General features: G+C 40.7%; 11 protein-coding genes. 7 read left to right on the top strand and 4 right to left on the bottom strand.

What is annotated here, in order from left to right; translation table 11 throughout:
• Positions 1-82 precede the first annotated feature (82 nt).
• The 7 genes from F3741_08475 (at position 83) to F3741_08505 (ending at position 8,899) form a co-directional block, all read left to right on the top strand.
• Positions 83-1,945, top strand: a complete 1,863-nt coding sequence (locus F3741_08475; protein ID MZG30825.1) for an ABC transporter substrate-binding protein — start codon at positions 83-85, stop codon at positions 1,943-1,945.
• Positions 1,946-1,969: 24 nt separating this feature from the next.
• Positions 1,970-3,109: an ABC transporter permease subunit gene (locus F3741_08480; protein MZG30826.1), complete on the top strand. Its 1,140-nt coding sequence runs from the start codon at positions 1,970-1,972 to the stop codon at positions 3,107-3,109.
• A 2-nt stretch (positions 3,110-3,111) separates the two neighbouring features.
• Complete coding sequence (locus F3741_08485) at positions 3,112-4,377, top strand: ABC transporter permease subunit (protein MZG30827.1); 1,266 nt, start codon at positions 3,112-3,114, stop codon at positions 4,375-4,377.
• A 4-nt stretch (positions 4,378-4,381) separates the two neighbouring features.
• Positions 4,382-6,406 carry a dipeptide ABC transporter ATP-binding protein gene (locus F3741_08490; protein ID MZG30828.1) on the top strand — a complete coding sequence of 675 codons (2,025 nt, stop codon included), beginning with the start codon at positions 4,382-4,384 and terminating at the stop codon, positions 6,404-6,406.
• Positions 6,407-6,624: 218 nt separating this feature from the next.
• Entirely contained in the window at positions 6,625-7,272 is a 648-nt protein-coding gene (locus tag F3741_08495; GenBank protein MZG30829.1) for a tetratricopeptide repeat protein, read from the top strand.
• 164 nt (positions 7,273-7,436) lie between these two features.
• Entirely contained in the window at positions 7,437-8,585 is a 1,149-nt protein-coding gene (gene msrB / locus F3741_08500) for a peptide-methionine (R)-S-oxide reductase MsrB (protein ID MZG30830.1), read from the top strand.
• A gap of 8 nt (positions 8,586-8,593) precedes the next feature.
• Positions 8,594-8,899, top strand: coding sequence for a GIY-YIG nuclease family protein (locus F3741_08505; GenBank protein MZG30831.1), 306 nt, complete (start codon positions 8,594-8,596; stop codon positions 8,897-8,899).
• Between the two features lie 10 nt (positions 8,900-8,909).
• On the opposite strand, the gene F3741_08510 is transcribed toward F3741_08505, so the two are convergent.
• The 4 genes from F3741_08510 to F3741_08525 form a co-directional block, all read right to left on the bottom strand.
• A complete protein-coding gene (locus F3741_08510) occupies positions 8,910-9,563 on the bottom strand; it encodes a response regulator transcription factor (GenBank protein MZG30832.1) in 654 nt (217 codons plus the stop codon).
• Positions 9,556-10,776, bottom strand: coding sequence for a GAF domain-containing sensor histidine kinase (locus F3741_08515; GenBank protein ID MZG30833.1), 1,221 nt, complete (start codon positions 10,774-10,776; stop codon positions 9,556-9,558). Before F3741_08515 ends, F3741_08510 begins: the two co-directional genes overlap by 8 nt.
• Positions 10,777-11,433: 657 nt before the next feature.
• Positions 11,434-12,219 (bottom strand): lytic transglycosylase domain-containing protein, encoded by a 786-nt coding sequence (locus F3741_08520; GenBank protein MZG30834.1) that lies wholly within the window; start codon positions 12,217-12,219, stop codon positions 11,434-11,436.
• A 207-nt stretch (positions 12,220-12,426) separates the two neighbouring features.
• On the bottom strand, positions 12,427-12,857 hold a 431-nt coding region (locus F3741_08525), incomplete at its 5' end, for a lipoyl synthase (protein MZG30835.1).

Consider the following 12,857-nt stretch of genomic DNA (forward strand, 5'->3'; position numbering starts at 1 on the left):
CTAAGTTTTAGTTTGATAAACCTGTTTCCACTTGAACCCACAGGAATGTTAAAATAAAAAAAACTAACTAATTCTTTTGACCATGACAAAACTACTATCAGCCAGCATCATAATATTACTACTCGCTCAACAATCCTGGGCAACAGCCCAGCATGGACTATCATTATATAGTCCACAGGACTTGAAATACAAACCCGGACAAAGTTATGAATACGCTAACCCCAGCGCACCTAAAGGAGGAAGTCTCGTGTTGGCGGATTTTGGCGCATTCACCAAACTAAACCCAGCCTCTCTCAAGGGTGTGACCGCACCCGGTATCGGGCAACTGGTATTTCAAACTCCTATGGACAGTTCTGCCGATGACGACGAGCCGTTTTCACAATACGGTAACCTGGTAGAAAATGTTGAGCTGGCCGAAGACCGGCTCTCCATGACTTATACCATTTATAAACAGGCCCGGTTTTCAGATGGACATCCCGTTACAGCGGATGATTTTGTTTTCTCATTCAACCTGATTAAGGATCCCGAATACCACCCAATCTATAAGGAATATTTCAAGGACATCAAGTCCATTGAAAAAATAAATGAACACACTGTCCGTTACCATTTTGCGATATACAACCAGGAACTACCTTTAATAACAGGGCAGATGCTGATATTTCCTAAACATATTTATGGTGCCAAGGGCAAATCATTTGGAGCGGATTTCGATGATATAGCCGTCGCAAGCGGACCCTACACCGTCGAAAAATACGAATATGGCAAATTTATCACCTTCAAGCGCAACCCGAAATGGTGGGGCAAAAACATTCCTGTCAATCGTGGGCGTTATAACTTTGACCGGGTCACATTCAAAATCTACCTAGATCCTGTAGCCCAGCGAGAAGCGTTCAAAGGTGGTGAATTCGATATGCAGTTGGTCAACAGTTCCCGGGACTGGGCATTGGACTATAAAGGTGACTTTGTCAAAAAGGGATACTACATCCGTGGAGAATTTCCACACACACGGGTAGCGGGCATGCAGGGATTCGCCATGAATATGAGGAACGAATTCTTTAAATCTCGCAAAGTACGAGCCGCCGTTGCCATGGCTTTCGACTTTGAATGGAGCAATAAAAATTTATTTTATGGGCAGTATACTCGTAATGAATGCTACTTCGATAACAACCCTGAAATGAAAGCCCAGGGAGTACCTCAAGGTGACGTCAAAGACCTCCTCACACGTTTAAGAAAAAAATATAAAAGCCATGTTCCCAAAACAGCTCTCAGCAAGCCAGTAGGTGCTCCGGGGCAAGGCCAGTCAACTGCAAAAAATATCCAGATTGCCAACGTCCTTCTTGACTCAGCCGGTTGGAAAGTCGGCACAGATGGAATTCGTACCAAAGGCAAACAACGTTTACAGTTTGAGCTTCTTTTAGCTGGACCCGGGTTTCAGCGCATCGCAGAACCTTATAAGAATAATTTAAAAAAAATTGGCGCTCAGTTGGACATTAAGGTTGTACAAATTGCAGAATATGAAGAACGACTGAGAAACTTCAAATTCGGCATGATCGTGGCAAACTATCCTCAAAGCAGGTCACCGGGAAATGAGCAACGTTATATGTGGGGAAGTGAAGCAGCCATGACACCCGGAACTAGAAATTATATGGGTATAAAAAATCCTGCTATTGACGAGTTGATTGATGGAATTATTAAAGCAAAAACCCGAAAAGAATTGATCGTCAAAATCCATGCTCTTGACCGGATTCTCACCCACCAGTTTTATGTAGTTCCACATTGGTATATTGCCTACGATCGGGCAGTGTATTGGAATAAGTTCAGCCGTCCCGAAGTCAATCCATCTCAAAATAATATTTCCAACAACCTCCTGGAATGGTGGTGGTGGGATGGAGAAAAGGCCCGAAAGCTGAAGAAAGCAAAGGCAGAAGGTAAATCTCTCCGATAAAAATACAGGTTTTATTTTAATATTATGACCGCATACATCATTCGCCGACTCTTATTGATGTTTCCGACTTTAATTGGAATCATCACCATAACCTTTATCGCCACTCAATTTGTCCCAGGAGGCCCGATAGATCAGATGAAATCTCTATTGCGGGGGCACGGCAGCACTCTGACAGAAGCAGGAGGTGGTGCCTTGACGGGACCAGGTAAAAAGTTTGGCGAAATAGATCCCAAGCATATGGCCGCATTGAAAAAGATTTACCATCTTGACCGGCCACTGTGGGAAAGATATTTGCGTACTTTTTTATGGTACTCCCCGAAAAATGAATCCGCTTCGTTTTTGGAAAATTTTTTTGACCGCGACAATTGGGAAGGATTTCTGGTTTTTAAATTTGGCAACTCCTTTTATCGAAACAAGTCTGTTCTTGAACTAATCAAAGAGAAATTACCCGTCTCAGCTTCTTTGGGCATCACCAGCTTTTTTTTGACTTATACCATCTGCATTATTCTAGGTATCGCCAAAGCCGTTAAACATGGAACACGCTTTGATACAGTCACAAGCATGATTGTACTTATTGGTTACAGCGTTCCAGGTTTTGTGCTGGCAATTTTTCTCATCGTCCTCTTTGGCCCAGGGGATGGTGCCATTGTCCACCTTATACCCATTGCCGGCCTGACATCAGTTGGTACTCCCGGTTACGAATCCTGGACGTTCTGGGAAAAACTTTCGGACTACCTCCATCATTTAGCAGCACCACTGCTATGCTACGTGCTTGGAGGTTTTGCCACCCTCACCCTGCTGACCAAGAACGCGTTTCTGGAAGAGATGCGCAAGCAATACGTGTTGACGGCCAGAGCCAAGGGGTTACCAGAAAAAAAAGTTTTATTCAAACATGTACTGAAAAATTCGTTGATCCCCCTGGTGACTGGTTTTCCCATTGCTTTCCTGGCCATGTTCTTTTCCGGTTCACTGTTGTTAGAGCAAATTTTCACTTTGGATGGACTTGGGCTTCTTTCATATCAGGCGGTAATCCAAAGAGACTACCCAATTGTACTCGGCACCCTTTTTATTTTTTCTCTCATGGGACTGATAGGACAGTTACTGACCGACCTATCCTACATTTTAATTGACAGAAGAATCTCATTCGATGAATCCCAGGGCTGAATATGCTGAAGTTGAATAAAGAACTAACAGAAAAGGTCGCTGTCTTTAAAAATGACAAGCGTGCCTATAACAGTTTTTTGGTTTTGTCATTTCTGTTTTTAATTACTTTGCCAGCCGAATTAATCTGTAATGTGCGACCATTGATAATCGTTGTGGAAAGTAAACCCTATTTCCCCATCCTCTTCACATACAGCGAGAAAGATTTTGGGGGCACTCTACCGAGCGAACCGGATTATAAATCCCCCCGGTTTCTTGGAATATTAAAAGGAGTCCCCGATACTCCCGTTCAAGAAATACAGGATAAAAGTTCATTTGAGTTGCAACTGGATGACTTCGAAGATGAAGACGCAGTAGAAGAACCTTCATTCAGTGTCGAGCTTGATGATTTTGAAGAGATCGATGAAACGGTGACACCAACGGTTGAAAGTTCTTCACCCCAGCCAGTCACTCCAAGAGATCACTGGATACTATGGCCTCCAGTACGTTACGACTATAAATACATACCAACAGAATCAAAAACCGGGAATGTAGTCCTCGCAGCACCCTACCGAACATCCCGGCCTCATGGAGACGGATTTATAGAAAGCTCCTGGATGGATGGGCATTATCTTGGAACCGATGACCGGGGGAGAGATGTTCTGGCAAGGTTAATATATGGGTTCCGCATTTCAATGGTGTTTGGCGCATCCCTGGCGATTACTGGCACCCTTATCGGATGCCTGATAGGCGGGACACAGGGGTTCTTCGGCGGTGCAATTGACCTTGTTGGTCAACGGTTGACAGAAATCTGGGGGTCAATTCCAAGATTATATATCCTGATAATTTTAAGTTCTTTTTTAGTACCTTCAGCACTGCTTCTTTTTTTAATTTTGAACCTGACCGCATGGATGGGAATTGCCGCCTACATTCGTGCAGAATTTTTAAAAGTCCGCAACTTTGAATTTGTTAAAGCGGCCAAGGGACTTGGAGTTTCAAACTTTACGATCATGCGTCGACATATACTGCCAAACGCCTTAACTCCGGTTGTGACGTTCTTTCCTTTCGAAGTCACAGCGGGAATTCTGGCATTGGTGAGTCTTGATTATCTAAATCTGGGTGTGCCCAGTCCTGCTCCAAGTATCGGGGAACTGTTGGCACAAGGAAAAAACAACCTTCAGGCATTGTGGATTTTACTGCCGACTTTCGTCTCACTAACTGCGACAATCACACTATTAACTTTTATAGGAGAAGGTATCCGCAACGCCTTCGATCCAAGAAAAGCTCTGTAATAAAATGATGTTATCAGTAAAAAATCTAGCCACTCATTTTCATGCAGGATTGGGAAAGACTGCCCGAGCTGTAGATGGAGTATCCTTTGATCTTGAGCAGGGTAAGACTTTGGCCCTGGTTGGAGAATCCGGATGTGGAAAAACCCAGACTGCCTTTTCAATCATTCGCCTGATCGCTGAAAATGGTTATCACCCAACAGGTGAAATCCATTTTCAGGGACAAAATCTGTTCAAGCTGAATGATGAAGATATGCGAGGTATGAGGGGAAATGATATCGCCATGATATTTCAGGAGCCAATGACCTCCCTGAACCCCCTGTTTCGTATTGGTGACCAGCTTGCGGAGCCATTAAAACAGCACTTGAAGATTGCTACAGGGGATTCCCGAAAAAAAGCTCTTGAACTTTTGGAGAAGGTAGGAATACCTGATCCACATAAACGCATTGATGACTTTCCACACCAGCTTTCTGGAGGCATGAAGCAAAGAGTCATGATTGCCATGGCCCTGGCCTGCGAGCCAAAACTGCTCATAGCCGATGAACCTACTACCGCTTTGGATGTAACGATTCAAGCACAAGTATTAAGCCTGATGAGTGAGTTACAAAAACAAAACGGTATGGCGATTCTTCTTATCACACATGATATGGGCATCGTAAACCAGATGGCTGATGATTTGTGCATCATGTACGCTGGCCGGATAGCAGAGTATGGTAGCCGTGAGAAAATCTTTAACAAAATGGCTCACCCGTACACACAAAAGCTTTTCAGTTCAATCCCGAAACTTCAAAAAAGCAATCTTCTGCTAGACACCATTCCCGGCCTGGTTCCTTCGGCGACAGAATACAAGGATGGATGCAGGTTTGCCGACCGTTGTTCTGAAGTCATGGATATTTGCCACACACAAGAAAGTTCAGTCCACCAGCTAAGTAAAAATCATCAAACAACCTGCCATTTACTAGATAAAGGCCCTAGTCTATCTCAGAAGCAAAAAGGCAAAACACAACCTATTCCCATACGTAAAATTGAAAACCAGCCGCTGGTTAAAATAAGAAATTTAAAAACCCATTTTCCAGTCCGCAAAGGTGTATTTCTGCGTGTGGCAAACCATATACGGGCAGTGGACAATATAAACCTGGATATTAAAAAGGGTTCCACGGTTGCCCTGGTGGGAGAATCTGGTTGCGGAAAAACCACCTTGGGTGAATCTATCCTTCAACTGGTACCTGATGCACAAGGAGAAGTGTTATTTGACGATAAAAACATTATGCTTCTTAAAGGAAAGGCTTTAAAAAAATTTCGTCGAAGTATGCAGGTCGTATTCCAGGATCCTTTCGGTTCGTTACAACCCCGAATGACGATAGAGAGAATTGTGGGTGAAGGGATTGAAACACACCAGCCCGACCTGTCACCCACGGAACGGATCAATAAAATTTCCCGGGTTTTAAAAGAAGTGGGGTTAAGTCCTGCCATCTTAGAACGTTATCCGCATGAATTTTCAGGAGGCCAACGGCAACGAATTGCGATTGCCCGTGCTCTCATTTTAGAACCGGAATTTCTGGTACTGGATGAACCCACCAGCGCACTGGATGTCTCTGTACAGGCACAGGTTCTGAACCTGCTAAAGGAATTGCAGGCACGCCACAAACTGACTTATCTCTTTATCAGCCACAATCTCAGCGTAGTTCGTTATATGGCTGATACAGTAGCGATCATGTATCTTGGTAAAATTGTTGAACAGTCACCGGTTGAAGAACTTTTTGACAACCCACGTCACCCTTATACCAAATCGCTTCTAGAGGCTGTTCCCTCGCTGGAATCCCGTAAACCTTTCAAACCATTGACAGGAGATGTTCCCTCACCGCTCAACCCACCAAAAGGTTGCCATTTTCACCCACGCTGTCCGATTTATTTAAGTGAAGAGCCGGGATCCGAATTGTCAAAAAGATGTACCCGCCAAATTCCTGAAAAGTCAGGAGATACCCATTCGTTTGTAAGTTGTCACAACATAACACTGGCTCCAAAAAAATAACAAATGAATGCTGTAACAAATCTAATCCCACAACTTATTGAAATAAAAGGTGCCATAACCATCGCATTCATCAATTATTAAATTCTCTAAAAAACACCTCGCCAAGAAAGTTGAATCTGTTGGTTTTACACGTTCTTTATTTACAGGAATGTAAGTCCGGGATATAGTTTTTGTTCATTCGGCGATCGGGTGCCTAAAAAAGATCAGGACTAAGTATCATGAAAAAGATATTGTCAATATTTTTAGGTTTAGGTCTTCTCACTGCCAGCTCCTCAGCATTATCTCAGGAGGAAATTCCTTCAGCACAGTCAATGAAAGCCGCATTACAAAAAGAACCTGATAATCCTGTTTTGCTTACACAGCTGGGTCTCATTTATCTTAAAAACAAAAAATTTCAACAAGCTATTCCACCCTTGGAACAGTCTTTAAAGATTCGAAAAGATGATTTCAAATCGCATTTTTATCTGGCCCTTGCTTATGGAGCTGTCGGACGCCACGATAAAAAGCTCGAAGAACTTCAGGAAAGCCTGCGAATCAAACCCGATTTTGCCGAAGCCAATTTTAAAATTGGTTTGGCCCATGCAGCTTTAAACAGACACCATGAGGCGACCGAATACTACCAAAAAGCCATTAAACTAGAACCCGACAATTACGATTCTCATTATTTCCTGGCATTGTCTTATTTTCTGTCCAACAGGTATCAGGAAGCCCTTGCGGCCATTTTAGAATCAATCAGGCTCAATCCAAATAATGCAGAAGCCCAGTACACACTGGGACAAATCTATTTGAAGCTGGGCCGGTATAAAATGGCTATAAATCCGCTGCAAACTGCTATGAGCATCCACCCTAAATTGGCACAAAGATAGCCCTTATCATCATTGCGGTACTACCTCAAAATCCATTCTCGTTTCCCAGGTCTGAAAGTTTTTGAAGAAAAGTGCGACTTAGCTACACTAATTATGATATGGATTTGTTGTCACAAATAATGAGAAAATAGATACACACAAATGGTCTGTGGAGGTCTTTTGAAATGTACAAACAATATGCCGCCTTATTAATACTTTTCAGCTTTATTGTATTCTTAGCTTTTATACCTAAAAATGTAAACAGTGCTTCCAAACAATCATCAATTGCCAGCAAAGATATCAACAATTCCACAAAGACAAAGACGGCAATATTTGCAGGGGGCTGTTTTTGGTGTATGGAGCACCCTTTTGAAGATTTGCCAGGAATATCAAAAGTCATCTCTGGGTACACCGGTGGAAAAGAGAAAAATCCTACTTACAAACAAGTTGCTTCAGGATCTACCCAGCATGTAGAAGCCGTCGAAGTTCATTTTAATCCAGGAAAAATTTCTTATTCTGACCTTCTGCAAATTTTCTGGAGAAATATTGACCCAACGGATGCGGGAGGTCAGTTTGTAGACAGAGGCAAGCAGTACACTACGGGAATTTTTTATAAAAATAAGCAACAAAAACAAGCGGCAGAACTATCCAAAAAACAACTTGAAAAAAATAAAAGGTTCGGCAAAAAAATTGTTACCAGAATTGTCCCCGCCAGTCAGTTTTACCCTGCCGAGGAATACCATCAGGATTTTTTCAAGAAAAATTATATTCGATACAGAGTATATCGGGCTGGATCAGGAAGGGATGAATATATATCCCGCGTTTGGGGAAAGGACAAAGAGTACAAAATCTCAAAAATGAAGTTTAATGGAGCAAAAAACTTCGAGTTTACTTTAATCGGCAACATTAATGGATCAAAAAACCAATTGACTAAACTGCAGTATTACGTAACGCAAAAAAATGGCACCGAGCCGCCATTTAACAACGCCTATTGGGACAATAAGAAACCAGGCATTTATGTCGATATAGTATCTGGTGAACCTTTATTCAGTTCCAAAGATAAATTTAAATCAGGAACAGGTTGGCCGTCATTCACAAGACCGCTGGTACAGGAAAATATAATCAGGCAAAAAGATACATCCTTCAATATGGTTAGAATTGAAGTGCGGTCAAAAGCTGCCAATTCTCATTTAGGTCATCTATTCCATGATGGACCCAAGCCAACAGGGTTAAGGTATTGCATCAACTCAGCGGCTATGAGATTCATCCCCGTTGAAAATTTAAAGAAAGAGGGTTATGCGGATTTTCTGAGCCTGTTTAACAATGGGGCCTGACCGTCACGATGGGTTCCAACTCGAAAACTCTACCCTGGTACCTATATATGGTGAGGACTAAACATGGCCAACTCTACACAGGCATCACCCAGGATATAACTCGCCGGTTCATCGAGCATCAGGAGGGTAGCAACAAAGCTGCAAAATATCTCAAGGGGAAGGGACCTTTAACACTGGTCTTTCAACAGGAGATAGGAAGCCGCTCATTGGCATTGAAAGCAGAAATTGCGATCAAAAAACTGTCAAAAAAACAAAAAGAACACCTTGCAACAAACCCGGAAGAATTCAACCTGAAAAAACTGATAAACCTATAAAGAACTATCTTTACTGGACAAGATTATTTTTGAAGGCGTAGTTTGTTATCTGCGCATTATTTTTCAAGGTGGTCTTAGCCAAAATTCTGCTCCTGTAGGTTCCCACGGTTCCCACACCCAGTTCAAGTTCCTTCGCAATTTCAGTCAAAGTTTTTCCAGCACCAATCATACAAAAAATTTGCAACTCTCTTGGAGACAAGTTCTCGTGCAAAGCCTTGTCTGAAGCGCTTGATAAACTACTGACCATTTTTTCAGCAAAATTTTGACTGATATAAATTCCCCCATCAGCAACCTTACGAATGGCTTCAACAAGCTGCTCAGGAGCGCTGTCTTTTGTCAAATAGCCTGCAGCACCCGCCTTATAAAATTGTTTGGCATAATTCTCTTCTGAAGAGACACTGAGAATCACGACTTTAATATCAGGGTGGTCATTATAAACTTTCTGCATTACTTCCCATCCTGTTTGGCCTGGCATATTAATATCCAATAGCAAGACATCCACATCCAAACCGGGAAGCTTTTCCAAAACTTCATCACCATCACCCGCCTGATAAATTAATTCCATGTCCGGTGTTTCATCGATTATCTGAACCAGACCTTTTCGAACAACAGCGTGATCATCCGCAATAATTATTCGAATATTCTTTGTTATGAAATTATTCATTTACCACTTTTGGAATAGTTATTAATAATTGAGTACCATTTCCAGTAGTCCCTTTAATAGAAAAATGGCCTTTCCAAATCAATACACGCTCTCGAATTCCTAACAACCCCAAAGACTTTAAATCATTAATTTTATCACTATTGATACCTATACCATCATCATCAATAATCAACCGATATTCAGTTTTTGTTTCATGAAAGAAAACATTTACATTTTTAGCCATGGAGTGGCGTGAAATATTAGTCAAAGCTTCCTGGAATATTCTAAACAAGTCGATAGACAAATCAGGATCTAGTTTGATTTCCTCTGAAGAAACTCTTAAACGGCAGCTAATATTTGTTTTATCAATAAAATTATCAACCTGCCATTGCAGTGCATTACAAAATCCCATTATATCAAGCACTTGGGGTCGCAACTCTGAAGAAACTCTACGAACAGTCTCCAGAGATTCTTCAATATGTGAATAGATTAATTTAATTTTAGCATTCATATTCTGTCCAGCGTTCACAATACTCTTTTCGATCGAAGTTAGTTCAAGTTTAATCGCTGTCAAAGAATGCCCCAATTCATCATGAATTTCTCTTGCAATTTTCTTCCTTTCATTCTCTATAATCTTTTGCTGCTTGTTACGTAAATTTCTTAATTGCTGAGTATTGTATTTCTTAATGGCAAGACTAGCTAAGTGAGCTACTGATTTCATCACCTTCAAATCCCATTCGGAAGGATGGTTAGGTTTATCGTAGTAAAGGGCGAAGGTTCCCAATACTTTTCCATCTATATCAAAAATTGGGATGGACCAGCATGAGCGCAAGTTATGAGGAAGAGCTAGTTTTTTAAAGTCTTTCCAAAGTTTATTACTAGCTATATCCTCAACAATAATTGTTTTCTTTAGGTAAGCTGCAGTGCCACAAGAGCCAGCATTGTCTCCAATGGACATTCCATTGATTGCATCACAATATAATTTGGGTAGATTAGGAGCCGCACCATGAATAAGACGTTTACCAGTATCATCTATTAATAGTATGGAACCTCTCAAGTTATCGAGCAGTTTTTCGATTTCAATAACAATAGAATTCAGAGTTTTTTTAAGTGAGGGCTCCTGAACAATAATTTCCAAAATTTTATTTTGGGTAAAAAGGTGTCTTTTATCCCGACTGCTCTCAAAAATATCTAAATTCGGAATATCGTTATATCCATTATTTGTTTCATGCATATCTTTATATTCAATGACACCAAATTAGAAGAATATGAAATCTATTTTATCCTTAAGGTAAACAATTTTAACGGTTATTCGCTGTTCCATTCAGTAACGAAATAATATACTAAAGTTATAGATAAAACTCCAACCACACCCGTCAAGATAATACAACTTAAGTTAATCATTATATATTCCTTGAAAGTCTAATTGATAAGCCTTGCATTTTTACAAACTTTTAAATTAAAAGATAATCTTAAAATTCAATGATAAATTCAATGAAAAGTAGGCTAATTTTTTTAATATGCATATTAATTATATGGAAATGTCAAATATCATGTTTTTATAAAACTTATGTATCTCTTTGTCAAAATATTTATGCACGGATCTGACTTCACTAAAGACTGCCTACCTCCCATAGAAAAAGAAATACGAAAAGTTTCCCTTGAGTCTTTTTTCTTTACATTGTTGTATGGTGTTAGGCGAGATTTAAAAAAATACTAATAGATAAAGGATATAGAGCAGAAATGTATTATTCACATAAAAGTACTTTTTACTATTTGCAAAAGACCGTAAACAAGAATATCTTAAATCTTTAACTACTCTTTTTTAGAGGAATTTTTGGATTAAGAAAATAAAGTTAAAAAAATTATAAAAGCAACATACCTTATCAGGTCAGGTCCGCAAACGATTAACATAACGGATCGTTTCCTGAGAATACTTGCCCGTAACTTGTGGGAGAACCTTTGCAACCTGATCCCATGTTTTCACTGGCCCTTTTGAAACCTTATTAATCGCCCTTCCAATATTTCCGATACCTGCATTGTAAGCACCCGCAGCAAAACTCCAGGCCTCTTTATCACTGATTCCTTTTTCATGGTATTTGTTATAGAGCATTTTGAAATAACGTGCAGATGCGTCTAAATTTGACTCAGCATGCCAGACAGAACCAGGTGTCTTGTCATCACCCATATGCAGACCCAGTTCCCTAGCTGTATCCGGCATAATCTGTCCCAACCCCATAGCTCCTCTAGAACTCAAAGCTTTGGTATTAAACCCTGATTCAGTTTGAATAAGCTTTTGAAATAACCTGGAAGGTATGGAGTTTTTCTCAGCAATACGATCCGACATTTCCTTTAGGGTTAAGTTATTCAAGCTTTGCTTTTTACCAAAACTTTTCGCTGTCTCGTAGGTTTTTAAAACTTTCCGGAAATCGGTAGTGGGCTGAAAATTTTGTTTAGAACCAAAGCCTTTTAATTTAAGAAGAACTTTCGAGAGAGAGAAAGGATCAATTGTCGACTCTGTACCCCTTTGTGGATTCCAAGCCTGAATCATATTCATCTGGTGTTTGATCAATATTGAGTAGAAAGGGTCTCCAATGTTCGAGTTGTTTTTTATATGAGAGGAGTTTGAATGTTGCAGTCCATTTAAGGTTCCAGGAAGGGTATTCAGGTACAGCACTGGTTTCTCCAGATAATAATTTGACGCATTGATCGTTTATATGTCAATGCAGCAAAGCTCGTGCCAAATCAGTATCTTTGCACACAACCGTTAAATCCTTCTAATATAATTCATTGCAAGTAAAAGACTTATAGCGCCTACACATACTCAGCCATTAATGCGGTAAATGCTTCAAATGGTAAAACCTCGCTTGGGTTGATCAAAACACTATTCAGGATCATATAAGATACTACTATCTTTCAACCCAACCGCTTTAGCCTGTCGGTCTGCAAGATAAGAGCTTCTCACAAGGGGTCCTGCTTCGACATGTTTCAGGCCTAATGATTCACCCATAACCTTAAACTCTGCAAAACAGTCGGGATGAATGAACTCGACCACTTCCGTATGCGCGGGAGAAGGCCTGAGGTATTGCCCTATTGAAAGGATATGACATCCTGCCTCAACAAGGTCTTTCATAGTTTGAATCACTTCTTCTTTTTTTTCTCCGAGACCCAACATGAGCCCACTTTTTACTATTAATCCTTTTCTTTTAGATGCTACCTCCAAAGTCTTCAAGGACCAGTCGTATCTACACTGAGGCCGCACATTTTTTTGCAGTGATTCAACCGTTTCCAGGTTATGTGCCAGCACATCAGGCC

Source organism: Nitrospinota bacterium (genome assembly GCA_009873635.1).
Lineage (GTDB): Bacteria > Nitrospinota > Nitrospinia > Nitrospinales > VA-1 > LS-NOB.

Bases quoted from the DNA above. Each gene is read 5' to 3' on its own strand.
- F3741_08485 (MZG30827.1), top strand. From the start codon at position 3,112: ATGCTGAAGTTGAATAAAGAACTAACAGAAAAGGTCGCTGTCTTTAAA.
- F3741_08515 (MZG30833.1), bottom strand. From the start codon at position 10,776: ATGCATGAAACAAATAATGGATATAACGATATTCCGAATTTAGATATT.
- F3741_08495 (MZG30829.1), top strand. From the start codon at position 6,625: ATGAAAAAGATATTGTCAATATTTTTAGGTTTAGGTCTTCTCACTGCC.
- F3741_08510 (MZG30832.1), bottom strand. From the start codon at position 9,563: ATGAATAATTTCATAACAAAGAATATTCGAATAATTATTGCGGATGAT.
- F3741_08505 (MZG30831.1), top strand. From the start codon at position 8,594: ATGGGTTCCAACTCGAAAACTCTACCCTGGTACCTATATATGGTGAGG.
- F3741_08490 (MZG30828.1), top strand. From the start codon at position 4,382: ATGATGTTATCAGTAAAAAATCTAGCCACTCATTTTCATGCAGGATTG.
- F3741_08475 (MZG30825.1), top strand. From the start codon at position 83: ATGACAAAACTACTATCAGCCAGCATCATAATATTACTACTCGCTCAA.
- F3741_08480 (MZG30826.1), top strand. From the start codon at position 1,970: ATGACCGCATACATCATTCGCCGACTCTTATTGATGTTTCCGACTTTA.
- msrB (MZG30830.1), top strand. From the start codon at position 7,437: ATGTACAAACAATATGCCGCCTTATTAATACTTTTCAGCTTTATTGTA.